Origin of the sequence: Klebsiella sp. WP8-S18-ESBL-06 (assembly GCF_014169755.1) — a bacterium.
In the GTDB taxonomy this organism is placed as follows: Bacteria; Pseudomonadota; Gammaproteobacteria; order Enterobacterales; family Enterobacteriaceae; genus Kluyvera; species Kluyvera ascorbata_B.
Map to the genome: position 1 here is coordinate 47,233 of NZ_AP022256.1, position 15,609 is coordinate 62,841.

Below are 15,609 nucleotides of genomic sequence, written 5' to 3' on the forward strand. Positions count from 1 at the left end.
GCTATGAGGCTATTACGATGAAACTTACCCGACTTGCTTTGCTGTCTGTTTTTGCCCTCGCCAGCGCCCCATCCTGGGCGGAATCGGTGGTGACGGTTTACTCTATCGACGGCTTACACGACGGTGATAACAGCTGGTACCAGGCGCAGTTTGATGCGTTCACCAAAGCCACCGGTATTACCGTGCGTTACGTTGAAGGCGGCGGTGGTGTGGTGGTTGAGCGTCTGGCGAAAGAGCACACCAACCCGCAGGCTGATGTCCTGGTGACTGCACCGCCGTTTATTCAGCGTGCCGCTGCCGGCAAGCTACTGGCCAACTTCAAAACCGACGCCGCTGCTGCCATTCCGGGTGCCAACGACTTCTATTCACCGCTGGTGAAAAACTACCTGAGCTTTATCTACAACGCGAAGCTGCTGAAAACCGCGCCGGCCAGCTGGCAGGATCTGCTCGACGGTAAGTTCAAGAATAAGCTCCAGTACTCCACGCCGGGCCAGGCCGCAGACGGCACCGCGGTGATGCTGCAAGCCTTCCACAGCTTCGGCAGCAAAGACGCCGGTTTTGACTATCTCGGCAAGCTGCAGGCTAACAACGTTGGGCCATCCGCCTCAACCGGCAAGCTGACCGCGCTGGTCAATAAAGGTGAAATCTACGTCGCTAACGGCGACCTGCAAATGAACCTCGCGCAGAGGGAACGTAACCCGAACGTGAAGATCTTCTGGCCCGCCAATGACAAAGGCGAGCGCAGCGCGCTGGCGATTCCTTACGTCATTGGTTTAGTCCAGGGTGCGCCGCAAAGTGAAAACGGCAAAAAACTGATTAACTTCCTGCTCAGCAAAGAGGCGCAGACCAGCGTCAGCGCGTTGTCCTGGGGAATGCCGGTGCGTAGTGACGTGACGCCGAGTGATGCGCACTACAAGGCCGCCACCGCTGCGCTGGAAGGCGTACAGAGCTGGCAGCCGAACTGGGACGACGTGGCCGTCTCGCTGTCGGCGGATATTTCCCGCTGGCATAAAGTGACCGAAAGCGAGTAATCCCGATGCTGATGAAAACGACCGCTATTCCCGCCCCTGTTGCTCAAGGGGCGTCGGGGATTGTCCTCGACTCGCTGCGCGTGGCGTATCACGGCAACGTGGTGCTTAAACCGCTCTCTTTGACCATCGAACCCGGCGAAGTGCTGGCGCTGATTGGCCCTTCCGGTTCGGGAAAAACCACGGTACTGCGCGCGGTGGCAGGATTTGTCCAGCCTGCGGGCGGTCGTATTCTTATCGGTGACGCGGACGTCACGCATCTGCCGCCCTATCAGCGGGGTCTGGCGATGGTGGTACAAAACTACGCGCTGTTCCCGCATATGAAGGTAGAGGATAACGTTGCCTTCGGCCTGCGCGCGCAGAAGCAGCCGAAGGCCCTGATTAAAGAACGGGTGACCGAGGCGCTAAAAACCGTTGGTATGAGCGAGTATGCCACCCGCTATCCGCATCAGCTGTCCGGCGGCCAGCAGCAGCGCGTGGCCATTGCCCGTGCGATTGCCGTGCGCCCGCGCGTGCTGCTGCTGGACGAGCCGCTTTCAGCGCTGGATGCGCAAATTCGCCATAACATGGTGGAAGAGATTGCCCGTCTGCACCGCGAACTGCCGGAGCTGACCATTCTCTACGTGACTCACGATCAGACCGAAGCGCTAACTTTGGCCGATAAAATCGGCATCATGAAGGACGGCTCCATGATTGCCCATGGTGAAACCCGGGCGCTGTACCAGCATCCGCCGAATCGCTTTGCCGCCGAGTTTTTAGGCCGCGCGAATATTCTCAGCGCCACCTCGCTTGGTGCGGGTGAAACGCCGGGGCTGGTGGATGTGAGCTGCGGCGGCGCGATCGTTCGCGCGTTCAGCCAGGGCAGCCATCATGGGCATCATAAACTGCTGTGTATTCGCCCGCAGCACCTGAGCCTGACGCCGCGCTCGGCGTGCAGCAATCGCTTTAACGCCACGTTGCAATCGGTGCACTGGCAGGGGGATTTAACCCACCTGCTGTGCGACGTAGCCGGTGAGGCGGTGCGGATAGTCATGACGCACGTGAATCCGCTACCGCGCCCCGGCGATACGCTGGCGCTGTGGTTCGAACCGGATGATGCCGTCCTGATCGAGGTATAGCCATGTCGCTTTCATTCACGCTCGATAAACCGGCGCGTCGCCTGCGCCCGCTTCTGTGGCTGCTGCTGCCGTTGTTTGTGCTGGCAACGCTGTTCTTCTGGCCTTTGTCGCTGATAGTGGACCAGGCGCTGCGCGATACCAGCGGCCAGCTCGGCCTGGAGACATTCTGGCAGGTCGTTGACTCAAAACGCTTTGTGGGGGCGCTGCTCAATACGCTGCAAATTGCCTTTTTCGCCACCGCTGGCTGCCTGCTGCTCGGCAGCGTAATGTCTCTGATTCTGGTGTTTATTCCTTTCCCCGGTAGCGAACTGATTAGCCGGGTGGTGGATACCTTTATCGCGCTGCCTACTTTCCTCATTACCCTGGCATTCACCTTTATTTATGGCTCGGCGGGGCTGCTCAACGGCTTGCTGATGCGGCTGTTCAGTTTTGAACTGCCGCCGGTTGATTTTCTCTACTCCCTGCAAGGGGTGATTCTGGCGGAAATTACGGTGTTTACGCCGCTGGTGATGCGCCCGCTGATGGCGGCGCTGCGGCAAATCGACAAAAGCCAGCTGGAGGCTGCCAGCATTCTGGGCGCGCGTCCGCTGCGGGTTATTGCCCAGGTGATTTTCCCGGCGGCGCTGCCAGCGCTAATGGCCGGCGGCAGCCTGTGTTTGCTGCTGACCACCAATGAGTTCGGCATCGTACTGTTCATCGGCGCAAAAGGGGTGAATACCCTGCCGATGATGGTCTATAGCAAAGCGATTCTGGAGTCAGACTACGGCGTCGCTTGTACGATCGCATTAATCAACATTGTGCTGTCGCTGGGGCTGTTCTCCCTGTATCGCCTGGCGGCCTCGCGCACCGGTATAAGGAGCTAACCATGCTGATTTGGTCACGCAAAGGGCGTGCGGCGGCAGGTGCTGTCGCCACCGTGCTGTTTACCGCGTTCTTCTTGCTGCCGTTGGCGGTGATTCTGATGTCGAGCCTTAGCCAGCAGTGGAACGGCATTCTGCCGAGCGGTTTTACCCTGAATCACTTTGTGAACGCTCTGCGCGGCGCGGCGTGGGACGCGCTGCTCGCCAGCCTGACGATCGGGTTTTGTGCCAGCCTGTTTGCGCTGCTGTGCGGCGTCTGGGCAGCGCTGGCGCTGCGTCAGTACAGGGCAAAAACGCAAAAGTGGCTAAGCATGATGTTCTATCTGCCGAGCGCCATCCCATCGGTGTCCGTGGGGCTGGGGATTCTGGTGGCCTTCAGCCAGGGGCCGCTGCAGATGAACGGTACGCTATGGATTGTGCTGACGGCGCACTTTGTTTTGATTTCTGCTTTTACCTTCAGCAACGTGTCGACGGGGCTGGCGCGGGTGTCCGCCGATATCGAAAACGTCGCCTCAAGCCTGGGCGCTTCGCCGTGGTATCGCCTGCGTCACGTCACGCTACCGCTGCTGATGCCGTGGATGGTTTCCGCGCTGGCGCTGAGCTTATCGCTTTCAATGGGGGAACTGGGCGCGACGATGATGATTTATCCGCCAGGCTGGACCACGCTTCCGGTCACCATATTTAGCCTGACCGATCGCGGTAATATTGCCGACGGTGCGGCGCTGACGATTGTGCTAGTGGCGATGACGCTGCTGTTGATGATGAAGCTGGAGCGCATCGCGAAAAGGCTGGGGCAAAAATAAAAAGGTAGGCCGGATAAGGTGCTTACGCCGCCATCCGGCAATCTGCACAGATTCCGCCGGATGGCGCTCCGCTTATCCGGCCTACAAAAAGGTTCCCTCTCCCCTAGGGAGAGGGTTAGGGTGAGGGGGGGTTAACTTAGAACCACGCCTCAAACATGCCGCCCACGTTCAGCGAATCCAACTGCTCGTCTTCAGTGCCGTTCACCCTCGCCGTACGCTTGTTATCAACCTGACCGCCGGTCACGTAGAAGCGCAGCATCGGGCGGAACTCCGGGCCCATGCCGATGGCGATGTTTTGCGACAGCGTCAGCTTCCAGCCATGGTTATCCCCGCCCTGGTCGTAATCAACGCGCTGATAGCCCGCTTCCAGCCAGGTGGAGTGCACGTCGTTCCAGAAATACATCGGGCGGATAATCGCGCCGTAGTTTTTACGGTTATCGGTTTTGTCCTTGCTGTTGTCGTAGTCGTGGAAGGCCAGCAGATATTCGACCTGCGCCTGCTGGGTAAACTTATAGTTCCCCTCGAAGCTGGCGTAGATGGCGGTCAGACCGTCGGTTTTGTTGTAAACGCTGTTATCCGCGTTATCGGAGTAGCGCAGGATCACTTTGTTGACGCCGCTGTCGTCACTGTTGGTGTGGCTCAGCAGCAGGCCGCCCTGCCAGGCATCAAGCTGCGCGTCGTTATCCACCGCTTTGGAATCAAAGCCGTAGTTGGCGTACACCTCAACGTCGATTGGCCCGGCTTTGATGTTATGGGTTTTAGTCGTCAGCGCGTAGTGGCCGTTATCGCCGGTATCCGAGCTGCCGGTACAGGTAATGCGTGATGGGTTGGTTTCATCGGCCATCACTTCCGGGCTACAGGATTTCACCTGCGATACGGCCGCGACGTCAAACTGCACGCCGCCAATATCAAAGTTTTTCACCCCGGCACCCTGGCCGTCGTGGTTCATCCAGAAGTAATCGTTAATACCCTGCTGCGGACGCTGGTGGAAGTCGCGACCGGCCCAGATATAGGCGTTCGGGTTCGACTCCAGCACGTTGGTGACGCCGACGTAGGCCTTTTTCAGGTTCACCTCGTCGCTCCAGTGATCGAACATCACGTTGATATCCCAGATGGCGCCTTTGCTGCTCTTAAAGGCTTTGGTTATCTGGAATTCACCGCCGTTGCTTTCGTTGCCGAGACGGCCAATCGCCGAGGCGCCGTTGTAGGAGCCGTCGACGCCGACGTATTTCTGATCGCCGGTCTGGAAGTGGGCGCCGTAGCGCGCGTAGCCGCTGAATTTAAGGCCGAACGGGACCGCCATATCCGGCGACTGGGCGGCGGTCTGCGGGTTGGTTTCCAGGTCGACCTTTTTCGCGGCGGCGGCGTCCATTTTGGCCTGGCGGTCGGCCAGCGCTTTATCGACGGCCTTGGCCACAATGGCGTCGATTTGTTCCTGAGTAAATTCTTGCGCCAGGGCTGAAGAAAGCGGGCAAAGTGCGGCCACAACCGCCATGGCTAATGGAAGTTTTTTAACAGTTTTCATGGTTATCTCAAATTAATTAATTATATTTTCAGACAATAACCATCCCGTTTCGGTGCAATATAAAAGACGCCACCAAAACAAGCTGATTTTATTTTTATCTCGTAGAGGCACAGTTAAATAATTATCGTCAGTAATATCTCCGTAGTCAGGATAATTAAAAGTTAACGTTGATAAAGGTGAATAATCTCTTCCGAAAGTTCGCGCGCCAGCAGGGAGTTCATCAGATGATCCTGCGCGTGCACCATAATCAAGGTCATTGGCTGGCGGGCTTCGCCGGCATCCTGCTCAATCAGCTGGGTCTGCATCTGGTGCGCCTGGCGAGCGTAGCCGTCGGCCTCACGCAGCAGGTTTTTGGCTTCCGTTATTTCGCCTTTTCGCGCGGCGTGCAGCGCTTCAAAGCACAGCGATCTGGATTGACCGGCGTTAATGATAATTTCCATTACCGCATCTTCTAACCTAACCATAATAGGTCCCCCTGACTCGTGAAAGTCATCGTGTAATAAAGGGTTAAAGATAAATGATTACGTAATATTAAATATTTCTTATTCAGCTAGCGGTTTCGGCCAGCGGTGCAGTCGATCTTAATTTCTGTTCTTCTGTTTTCATTAATGAACGTTCATAGGCGCGGAGGAACGGTAAATACATTGCCGCCGAAACGAGCATACAAATAATACACATGATGACCGGACTTAACGCCCAGTTCGCGGCCCAGGATGCGCCAATCGGTGCTGGCGTGGTCCACGGCGTCAGAGAAACGACCTGCGCCAGCCAGCCGAGGCGGGTCGCGGTATAGGCAAGAATCGCGTTAACCATAGGAATGCAGACGAACGGAATAAACATCATCGGGTTCATAATAATCGGCGCCCCGAACAGAATCGGTTCGTTGATGTTAAAGAAGCTCGGCACCACGCCCATTTTGCCAATGGTCCGCAGATGCGCGACGCGGCTGCGCAGCAGCAGGAACGCCAGCGGCAGGGTGCAGCCTACGCCGCCAATCAGCAGATAGTGATCCCAGAAACCTTGCAGGTAAACGTGCGGCAGCACGGTGCCAGCGGCCAGCGCGGCCTGGTTGGCGGAAAGGTTGGCCATCCAGAATGGGTTCATAATGCCGGTGACAATCAGCGATCCGTGAATCCCGGCAAACCAGAAGATCTGGCACATCAGTACCGACAGCAGAATCGCCGGCAGGGAGTCAGAGGCGGAAACCAGCGGTGCCAGCACGTGCATAATCGCCTGTGGCAAAATCATGCCGGTCTGCGCTTCGATAAACAGGTTCAGTGGGTGCAGGGTGCCGATGACCACCAGCACGGGAATCAGGATCTCGAACGAGCGCGCCACGCCGGTCGGGACTTCTTTCGGCAGGCGAATCGTGACGTTATGCTGCTTCAGCCAGGCGTACACGCGGGTGGCGTAAATGGCGGTAATCAGCGCGGTGAAGATCCCCTGACCGGAGAGGTACTGGGTGGAAATCTTACCGTCGGCGTACGGCGCGGCCACCAGCAGAAACGCCATAAACGCCAGCAGGCCGGACATCACCGGGTCGAGGTTAAACTGCCGGCCGAGGCTCGCGCCAATCCCCACGGAAATGAAGAACGTCATCACGCCCATGCTGAGGTTAAACGGCAGCATCAGCTGGTCGCGGTACTGCGTGGAGAAGTCGAGCCAGCCACGCGCGAAGCCGTTGGTGGTATCCGGGGAGAACGGCGGGAAAATAAACACCAGCATAAATGAGCCGATGATCATAAACGGCAGCGCGGCGGTAAAGCCGTCGCGAATGGCGATGACGTATTTTTGTTGCCCAAGACGGCCGGCCAACGGGGTAATGGATTGCTCAATCACGGCAACCATTGACTGATAAAGAGAACTCATCTGGAAACCCTTTTAGTGCGTCGCGGAAATCAGCGACAGAGCGTAATCGAGTACCTTGTCACCCCGTTGCATGCCGTAATCCATGGTATCAATCGGCTGGACGGGAATATTCTGGGCGGCGGCCTTATCAGACAGGGTTTTTAACATGTACTTCACCTGCGGGCCCAACAACACCACCTGATACTGCGGGTACTGGATATCAAATTCGGACACGCCGTAGGCATCAATTTTCACCGGCAAGTCCCGTTCTTTCGCGGCTTCCACCATTTTTCTGACCAGCATGCTGGTCGACATTCCGGCGGAGCAGCACAGCATAATTTTGTACATCGATAACCCTCCTCTAAATGTAAAAAGTTGTTGCGAGTTTGATTTGATATGAAACTGAAACCGGTTTCTATTCATAAAAACAGGATCTGTGATAGCCATCAATTTCTCCTGCTTATGAGGCTAATTATTTCGTCCTGGCTCACAAAAATTCGCCGTTTTGCGTTCATATGGACATCATATGGATAATCGGTTTCCACGAAAAAAGAGAAACGGATATACTGGGAGATGGAATCATTTATGCCGTTGCGGTGCAGTGGTTTTTTGCGGCAGGCAGTACGCTTTTTCAGGGGAGAAAGATGTCTACAATCAACGATGTATCACGTCTGGCCGGGGTATCTAAGGCCACGGTTTCACGTGTGTTGAGCGGTTCACGAGGGGTAAAGGAAGCCAGCCGGCTGGCGGTGCTGCGGGCCGTTGATGAGCTGAACTACCGGCCAAATGTGATTGCCCAATCGCTGCTGAGCCAGTCGACCGGCTGCATTGGCGTTATCTGTGCGATGGAGAATATCAACCAGACGACCGGGTATCTGTATGCGCTGGAAAAACAGTTCAGCCAGCATCAGAAACATTTGCTGCTGCGTTTTGCCAACACGCGTACGGGGGTGATGTCGGCGTTGGACGAGCTCTCCGGCGGCCTGTGTGACGATGTGCTGATTATCGGCGCGCGTTTTCCGCTGGAGATCGAAAGCGACAACGTGGTGTTGATCGACTGCCCGGAGGCCGATACGGCCAACAGCATTCAGTTTGACCACGTGTTTGCGGCGGAAACCGCCTGCAACTACCTCGCCAGCCAGGGACGTCGGCAGATTGCGCTGATTCAACCTCAGAGCTGTGGTTTTGCCGACGACGTGCTGCTGGGCTACAAACACGGGCTGGAGAAAAACTTCCTGCCGTTTAATCGCAACCTGGTGTTTATGGACAGCGTCTCGTCCACCGTAGCGCTGCAAGAGCTGCTGAATAATGCCGGTATCGTCAGCTTTAATGCCCTGCTGGTGGCTGACGATCAAGAGGCGCAGCGGGTTATTCCGCAGCTTATGGCCTTCAACAGGCGGGTGCCGGAGGATGTGATGGTCTTTAGCCTTGCCGGTTCGCTACATCTGCCGGGGATCCCCACCATCCCGGCGATTGAATATTCCATGGACGCTATTGCTGCGCGGATTGTCCACTGGCTGGAAGAGAAAACGCAGACGTCCGTCCACACCGCGTTTCGCGGCGATCTCATTCTCCCGGGCGTTCGCCAGCGCTAACTTTTACCGCCCGCCGCGCTGTCGTCGGCGGGCCATTTCCGGCTCCCTCTTTTTGCCACCCCGCTCACAATATAAAAATAACTCATACCCACCCCCGGATTTTCGAACCAGACAGCGCCGGGCGACTGCCTTAACGTGAGTTGAACGTTCAGCCAATAACATAAACCAGAACATTCATACCTCCCTTTAAGGAAGTGACCCTATGAGTCTCTCTACCGGTGTAGATGTAAAAGCGTGGATTGATGCCCGACCGATCTCGCGCTTTCAGTGGAAAATTCTGTTTCTCTGCTTCGTTATTATTATGCTCGACGGCTACGACGCCGCCGTCATGGGCTTTATTGCGCCTGCGCTGCTGGAAGACTGGGGCATTAGCCGCGCGGCGCTGGGGCCGATTCTCGGTGCGGCGATGTTTGGCGTCGCGCTGGGCGCGCTGATCGCCGGGCCGATGGCCGACCGCTACGGGCGTAAGCGTATTCTGCTGGCCTCGGTGGCCCTGTTTGCCGTCTTCAGCCTGGCGGCGGCGATGGCGCAAACGCCGACTCAGCTGGCGCTGCTGCGCTTTCTTACCGGGCTGGGGCTGGGGGCGGTGATGCCAAACTGTGTGACGCTGGTGGCGGAATACATGCCGGAACGGCGTAAAGGGCTGATGATTACGCTAATGTACAGCGGGTTTAACGTCGGCTCCGGGCTGGGCGGATTTATCGCCGCCGCGCTGTTGTCCCACTACAGCTGGCACTCGGCGCTGATTTTTGGCGGCGCGCTGCCGCTGCTTGTACTGCCATTTATGATGGTGATGCTGCCGGAATCGGCGATGAACATGGTGGCACGGCGGGTGCCCACGGCCGACATTGCCCGCGTGCTGAATCGCCTGGGCGGCCAGTTTGCTGCCAACACGCTGTTTACCCTCAGTACGCCGGAAATTTCCCGTCATGCAAAGGTGATTCAGCTGTTCCGCGGCGGCTACGCGCGCGGCACGGTGGCGCTGTGGTTGACCTACTTTATGGGCCTGTTTGTGATTTATCTGCTGAACGGCTGGCTGCCGACCATTCTGCGCTCTGGCGGGCTGTCATTACAGCAGGCGGCAATCATCACCGGCCTGTTCCAGCTTGGCGGCCCGCTGGGCGGTATTCTGGTCGGTTACCTGATGGATCGTACGTCGGCGAAAGTGGTGATCGCGGCGACCTATTTCCTCGGCTGTCTGTGCCTGCTGTCGCAAGGGCTGATGGACTTTGGCTCTGCGGCGCTGTCGGTGCTGATTTTCATCAGCGGGATGTGTATCAACGGGGCGCAGAACGGCCTGCAGGCTTATTCACCGGCCTATTACCAGACTGAAATTCGCGCGACCGGCGTAAGCTGGATGCACGGTATCGGTCGTACCGGGGCGATTTTAAGCTCCACCTTAGGCGGGGTGATTATGCTGGCGGTGCCGGGGCACTCGTCGATTTTCCTGGTGCTGGCCTTACCGGCCTGTCTGGCGGCGGGCTGCATTCTGTTACACCGCATGAATTCGCGTAACGTGGCGCAAGCGCCGCGTGTGGCGGGCGATGTCGCGTTATCGCAGACCGCCTCTCATCGATAAGTGGAGTCAACCATGGCCAGAATTATTGGCGGAATCGCCGTCTCTCATACCCCGACCATCGGTTTTGCGGTCGATAATCATAAGCAGCACGATGCGGCGTGGGCGCCGATCTTTGAGAGCTTCGAGCCGCTACAACGTTGGCTCGATGAGAAAAAACCGGATGCGCTGGTGTATATCTTTAACGACCACGTGACCGCCTTTTTCTTCGACCACTACTCCACGTTTGCGCTGGGGATTGATAATGAATACGGCGTGGCCGACGAAGGCGGCGGCCCGCGCGGCCTGCCGCCCATCAAAGGCAATGCCGCGCTTTCAAGGCATATCGGCAGCAGCCTGATGGCCGATGAGTTTGATATGTCGTTCTTTATGAACAAAAAGCTCGACCATGGTCTGTTCTCGCCGCTGTCGGCGCTGCTGCCGTGGCAAAGCGGGGAATGGCCGACCAAAGTGGTGCCACTGCAAATTGGCGTGCTGCAATTCCCGGTACCGAGCGCGCGGCGTTGCTATAAGCTCGGCCAGGCGCTGCGTCGGGCCATTGAGAGCTTTCCGGAGGATATCAACGTCGCCATTGTGGCGACCGGCGGTCTGTCGCATCAGGTGCACGGCGAACGCTGCGGCTTCAACAACCCGGAATGGGACGCGCAGTTCGTCGATATGTTGGTGAACGACCCGGAATCGCTGGCCGAGATGACGCTGGCGGAGTACGCTAAACTGGGCGGCATGGAAGGGTCGGAGGTCATCATGTGGCTGGTGATGCGCGGTGCGCTATCGGCCAACGTCACGGAAACCTGGCGCGACTACTACCTGCCATCAATGACCGGCATCGCCACTCTGATTCTGGAAAATAATGCGCGTCAGCCGCCGGTGGATACGCTGACGCGGCATCGCCAGCACATGGCGCGCCAGCTGGCGGGCGTCGAAAAGCTGCCCGGCACTTACCCGTTCACCCATGAGCGCAGCCTTAACGGGATGCGGCTGAATACCTTCCTGCACAAACTGACGCAGCCCGCGTGGCGCGAGCGCTTCCTGCATGCGCCGCAGGCGCTGTACGACGAGGCGGCGCTGAGTGAGAAAGAACAGCAGCTGCTGACGGCACGCGACTGGCGAGGCCTGATTCAGTACGGCGCCAGCTTCTTCCTGCTGGAAAAAATGGGCGCGGTGGTCGGCGTGTCGAACCTGCATATTTACGCGGCGATGCGCGGGCAAACGCTGGAAGAATTCCAGAAAACCCGTAACCAGCAGGTGACCTACTCGGTGGCGGGTATCCAAACCCCGGCCAACTAGCATTGTGCGGCGTTTATGCCGGGTGGCGGCTGCGGCTTACCCGGCCTGCTTTTTTGTAGGCCTGATAAGCGTAGCGCCATCAGGCGCAGGGGGCCGCTACCCGTTGACGGATAACGTTCACCAGCGCCTGGGTGGCGGGCGAGGGCAGGCTGCCCTCGCGGAAGGTCAGCCCGATTCGCCGTTGCGTATTGGGCAGCTTCACCGGCAGTACGGTCAGCAGATGGTTGTCGATTTCAAATCGCATCTGGCTGGCGGAAACGGCGGCCAGCAGCGGTGAGTCGAGCAGCAACCCGCGCACCATTGCCGCATCGCCGGTTTCCACCACCGGCAGCGGTTGCGGCAGGCCCAGTGCGGTAAACGCTTTGTCCAGCAGGTGCCGCGCCGGGGCGTTACTGCGCGGCAGCACCCACTGCGCGTTGGCCAGCTGGCTGAGCGGATCCGGATGTCTGAGCAATGGGTGATCGTTGCGCACCAGGATCAGCATCTCTTCTTCAAACAGCGCCTCGCAGGTCAGCTCCGGCAGGGCGTCGTGCTGGCGCAGCGCGCCGATAATAAAATCAATATTCCCCGCCCGCATGTCCGACACCAGGGACTCATACGGACTCTCATTGGTCAGGACCCGAATGCCGGGATGCTGCGCCAGAAACGCGCCGATGGCGGCGGGCAGCAATTGCGTGCGGCTAAGCGGAAGCGCCCCAATACGTACATTTCCCACCAGAACGCCGCGTCTTGCCGCCAGATCGTCCCAGATGTGCGCCAGTTCGTTCAACGCACGGCTGATGTTCGGGTACAGCGCATCGGCGGCGGGCGTTGGGCGAACGCCTTCCGGCGTGCGGCGAAACAGCGCAAATCCGGCCCCTTTCTCCAGAATCTTCAGCGCCGCGCTGATCGCGGGCTGCGTGACGCCAAGCTGGCTGGCGACGGTCTGGGTATGATTGATGTGATAGAGCTGGATAAAAATCTCCAGCCGCCGGGTGTTAAACAGCCAGCCGGGATCGGGCAGTTCTTTATGCGGAACGGCGCGCTCTTTTAGCCGGTGCATCAGTGCCGGAATGGCCTGTAAATCGCCTATCGCCCGCAGCGCGCGCGGCAAAATGCATTTGCCGTATTCGGTCAGCACCATGCCGCTGTAATGGCGTTCAAACAGCGTCACGTCAAGCGTCGCTTCCAGATCGCGAATGGCGCGGGTAATGGCCGACTGAGTGCGGAATAAATCGTCGGCGGCGCGGGAGACGCTCCCGCGGCTGGCAACCTGGCAGAAAAATCGCAACTGCATGATATTCATGTCTTTGTTGTGTTTTTTATTCATCGAGCCTGTGGTCGCCTCTTGCCGGGTGATTTGTCATCAACATAAATAAAAATCATAGCCTTCGCAAGTTAACGAATTACCCGCGGCGTTGTGGACATGACAAGCTGGAAAAAAACCAAGAAGGAAGCCCACATGTCTACTCTGATTACCCCAAAAAGCGCCCTTGTCGTCAGTGCTCACTCGGCGGATTTCGTCTGGCGCGCGGGCGGCGCTATTGCACTGCACGCAGAGCAAGGCTACCAGGTGCATATTGTTTGCCTGTCATTCGGCGAGCGCGGCGAGTCTGCGAAGCTGTGGCGCAAGGGCAATATGAACGAAGAGAAAGTGAAGCAGCATCGCCAGCAGGAAGCGCAGGCAGCGGCCGATATACTCGGTGCCAGCGTGGAGTTTTTTGATATTGGCGACTACCCACTGCGTGCCGACAAAGAGACGCTGTTCCGCCTGGCGGACGTCTATCGCCGCGTGCAGCCGCACTTCGTTCTGACACACTCGATGCACGACCCTTACAACTACGATCACCCGCTGGCCTCCAATCTGGCTCAGGAAGCGCGCATTATCGCCCAGGCCGAAGGCTATCGCCCCGGCGAGCCGGTAGTGGCCGCGCCGCCGGTGTACTGCTTTGAGCCGCATCAGCCGGAGCAGTGCAACTGGAAGCCGGACGTTCTGCTGGATATCACCCGCGTGTGGGAGAAAAAGTACCGCGCTATCCAGTGCATGCAGGGACAAGAACACCTGTGGGAGTACTACACCCGTGTGGCCCTGCAGCGCGGCGTGCAGGCGAAGCGCAATATCGGTATTACCGCCGCGCGTGATATCAGTCATGCGGAAGGTTTCCAGAGCATCTTCCCGCGTGTGACGGGAGATCTGTCATGAGTTTACTTAATAAAAAAGGCCTCGCCATTCGCCATATTCCGCGTACCGACGGCAGCAAACTGCGCCAGTTTGCCGCTGCGGGGGTGGCGACAATTCATGAATCCCACGAACGCCAGGGGCTGATGAACCCGGATATTCGGCCGATTCAGCAGGACGTAAGCCGCGCGGGCAACGCCGTGACGGTGCTGGTGACGCCGGGCGATAACTGGATGTTCCACGTCGCCGTTGAGCTGTGCCAGCCGGGCGATATTCTGGTGGTGGCGCCGACCTCGCCCTGCGGCGACGGTTTTTTCGGCGATCTGCTGGCAACTTCGCTGCAGGCGCGCGGCGTGATTGGCCTGGTGGGCGATATCGGTATTCGCGACTCGCAGACGCTGCGCGAGATGGGCTTTGCGGTATGGTCGCGCCAGGTGTACGCCCAGGGCACGGTGAAAGAGACGCTCGGCTCGGTGAACGTGCCGCTCACCTGCGGCGGGCAACTGGTGACGCCGGGCGATGTGGTGGTGGCGGATGATGACGGTGTGGTGGTGGTGCCGCACGCGCTGGCCGACACGGTGCTGGCAAGAGCACAAAGCCGTATCGCCAATGAAACGGCCAAACGCGATCGGATGCGCAACGGTGAGCTGGGGCTGGATATCTACGCCATGCGCCCGCGGCTGGCGGAAAAAGGGCTACGCTACTTCGACTCGCCCGAAGACGTGAGGGATTAACATGTCTCAGCGCAGAATTCCCTGCTTATGGATGCGCGGCGGCACGTCAAAGGCGGCCTGCTTTCTGGCGTCTGACTTGCCTGCCGACGCGAAACAGCGCGATGCCGTACTGCTGGCGGTGATGGGATCGCCGGACGTCAGGCAGATTGACGGCATTGGCGGCGCCGACCCGCTCACCAGCAAGGTCGCCATTATCCAGCGCTCAATGCGCCCGGACGCCGATGTGGATTATCTTTTTGCCCAGGTGAACGTCGATCGCGCGGTGGTCGACTACGGCCAGAACTGCGGCAATATTCTCGCGGCGGTGGGGCCGTTTGCCATCGAACGCGGGCTGGTGCCGTTAACTGCGCCGGTGACTCAGGTGCGGGTGCATATGGTGAATACCGGGCAAATTGCGGTGGCGGAGGTGCGTTGCTCGGCGGAAGGGGTGGAATACGGCGGCGAAGCGCGCATCGATGGCGTGCCGGGCACCGCCAGCCCCATCATTCTCAACTTCCTGGATATTGCCGGTTCAACCTGCGGCGCGCTGCTGCCGACCGGCAACGTGATTGACCGCTTTGACGGCGTCGACGTCACCTGTATTGATAACGGTATGCCGGTGATCCTGTTACGTGCCAGCGATCTCGGGATATCGGGTTATGAAACCCGCGAGCAGCTTGACGCCAATAACGAACTGAAACAGCGGCTTGAGTCCATCCGCCTTCAGGCCGGGCCGCGCATGAATCTGGGTGATGTGGCCCAGCGCAGCGTACCAAAAATGACGCTCATCGCCGAACCGCGCGACGGTGGGGCCATCACCAGCCGCACCTTTATTCCTCACCGCTGCCATGCGTCGATCGGTGTATTCGGCGCGGTTAGCGTGGCCAGCGCCTGCCTGCTGCAAGACTCGGTGGCGCAGGGGCTAGCGAAGGTGGCTGACGCGCGTGAACTGATGGTCAGCGTTGAACATCCAACCGGTGAGTTTAGCGTGGCGCTTCAGCGTGGCGATGACGGCGAGCTGGCGGGCTGCGGGCTGCTGCGTACCGCCAGGCTGCTGTTTGCCGGCGACGTATTTATTCCGGCTGCAAAGGAGTGACA

Annotated in this window: 15 protein-coding genes; 10 read left to right on the forward strand and 5 right to left on the reverse strand. The window is 58.5% G+C overall.

All coding sequences use genetic code 11. The annotated features are described in order from the left end of the window. The first annotated feature begins 17 nt into the window (after positions 1-17). Genes phnS through phnV form a run of 4 tightly spaced genes read left to right on the forward strand, consistent with a single transcriptional unit; the run spans position 18 to position 3,809 of the window. A complete protein-coding gene (phnS, locus tag H7R76_RS00220; protein ID WP_182929767.1) occupies positions 18-1,031 on the forward strand; it encodes a 2-aminoethylphosphonate ABC transporter substrate-binding protein in 1,014 nt (337 codons plus the stop codon). 5 nt (positions 1,032-1,036) lie between these two features. Then, a complete protein-coding gene (gene phnT, locus H7R76_RS00225; protein ID WP_106924839.1) occupies positions 1,037-2,146 on the forward strand; it encodes a 2-aminoethylphosphonate ABC transport system ATP-binding subunit PhnT in 1,110 nt (369 codons plus the stop codon). 2 nt (positions 2,147-2,148) lie between these two features. Next, the gene (gene phnU, locus H7R76_RS00230; protein ID WP_106924840.1) at positions 2,149-3,009 is read left to right on the forward strand and encodes a 2-aminoethylphosphonate ABC transporter permease subunit; all 861 of its coding nucleotides are present in this window, start codon (positions 2,149-2,151) and stop codon (positions 3,007-3,009) included. Between the two features lie 2 nt (positions 3,010-3,011). After that, positions 3,012-3,809 carry a 2-aminoethylphosphonate ABC transport system, membrane component PhnV gene (gene phnV, locus H7R76_RS00235; RefSeq protein WP_106924841.1) on the forward strand — a complete coding sequence of 266 codons (798 nt, stop codon included), beginning with the start codon at positions 3,012-3,014 and terminating at the stop codon, positions 3,807-3,809. A gap of 136 nt (positions 3,810-3,945) precedes the next feature. Here the strand turns inward: phnV and H7R76_RS00240 are convergent, their stop codons facing one another. The 4 genes from H7R76_RS00240 to H7R76_RS00255 all read right to left on the reverse strand — a co-directional run bounded on the left by H7R76_RS00240 (position 3,946) and on the right by H7R76_RS00255 (position 7,530). Continuing rightward, complete coding sequence (locus tag H7R76_RS00240) at positions 3,946-5,334, reverse strand: carbohydrate porin (RefSeq protein WP_106924842.1); 1,389 nt, start codon at positions 5,332-5,334, stop codon at positions 3,946-3,948. A 161-nt stretch (positions 5,335-5,495) separates the two neighbouring features. After that, positions 5,496-5,798 carry a PTS lactose/cellobiose transporter subunit IIA gene (locus H7R76_RS00245; protein WP_181357968.1) on the reverse strand — a complete coding sequence of 101 codons (303 nt, stop codon included), beginning with the start codon at positions 5,796-5,798 and terminating at the stop codon, positions 5,496-5,498. 82 nt (positions 5,799-5,880) lie between these two features. Further along, positions 5,881-7,203: a PTS sugar transporter subunit IIC gene (locus H7R76_RS00250; protein WP_106924844.1), complete on the reverse strand. Its 1,323-nt coding sequence runs from the start codon at positions 7,201-7,203 to the stop codon at positions 5,881-5,883. Between the two features lie 12 nt (positions 7,204-7,215). Then, positions 7,216-7,530: a PTS sugar transporter subunit IIB gene (locus H7R76_RS00255; protein ID WP_106924845.1), complete on the reverse strand. Its 315-nt coding sequence runs from the start codon at positions 7,528-7,530 to the stop codon at positions 7,216-7,218. A gap of 296 nt (positions 7,531-7,826) precedes the next feature. Here H7R76_RS00255 and H7R76_RS00260 point away from each other — a divergent pair, with 296 nt between their 5' ends. The 3 genes from H7R76_RS00260 (at position 7,827) to H7R76_RS00270 (ending at position 11,640) form a co-directional block, all read left to right on the forward strand. Next, positions 7,827-8,777 (forward strand): LacI family DNA-binding transcriptional regulator, encoded by a 951-nt coding sequence (locus tag H7R76_RS00260; protein WP_106924846.1) that lies wholly within the window; start codon positions 7,827-7,829, stop codon positions 8,775-8,777. A gap of 202 nt (positions 8,778-8,979) precedes the next feature. After that, complete coding sequence (locus H7R76_RS00265; protein WP_182966664.1) at positions 8,980-10,356, forward strand: MFS transporter; 1,377 nt, start codon at positions 8,980-8,982, stop codon at positions 10,354-10,356. Between the two features lie 12 nt (positions 10,357-10,368). Continuing rightward, the gene (locus H7R76_RS00270) at positions 10,369-11,640 is read left to right on the forward strand and encodes a gallate dioxygenase (RefSeq protein WP_182966666.1); all 1,272 of its coding nucleotides are present in this window, start codon (positions 10,369-10,371) and stop codon (positions 11,638-11,640) included. A gap of 79 nt (positions 11,641-11,719) precedes the next feature. Here H7R76_RS00270 and H7R76_RS00275 read toward each other — a convergent pair whose 3' ends face one another. Continuing rightward, entirely contained in the window at positions 11,720-12,949 is a 1,230-nt protein-coding gene (locus tag H7R76_RS00275; protein WP_182929771.1) for a LysR family transcriptional regulator, read from the reverse strand. Positions 12,950-13,081: 132 nt separating this feature from the next. On the opposite strand from H7R76_RS00275, the gene galB reads away from it, so the two are divergent. Genes galB through H7R76_RS00290 form a run of 3 tightly spaced genes read left to right on the forward strand, consistent with a single transcriptional unit; the run spans position 13,082 to position 15,607 of the window. Then, positions 13,082-13,822 carry a 4-oxalmesaconate hydratase gene (gene galB, locus H7R76_RS00280; protein ID WP_106924849.1) on the forward strand — a complete coding sequence of 247 codons (741 nt, stop codon included), beginning with the start codon at positions 13,082-13,084 and terminating at the stop codon, positions 13,820-13,822. Beyond that, positions 13,819-14,532: a 4-carboxy-4-hydroxy-2-oxoadipate aldolase/oxaloacetate decarboxylase gene (locus tag H7R76_RS00285; protein ID WP_106924850.1), complete on the forward strand. Its 714-nt coding sequence runs from the start codon at positions 13,819-13,821 to the stop codon at positions 14,530-14,532. Before galB ends, H7R76_RS00285 begins: the two co-directional genes overlap by 4 nt. 1 nt (position 14,533) lies before the next feature. Beyond that, the gene (locus H7R76_RS00290) at positions 14,534-15,607 is read left to right on the forward strand and encodes a 4-oxalomesaconate tautomerase (RefSeq protein ID WP_182966668.1); all 1,074 of its coding nucleotides are present in this window, start codon (positions 14,534-14,536) and stop codon (positions 15,605-15,607) included. The last annotated feature ends 2 nt before the right edge of the window (positions 15,608-15,609 follow it).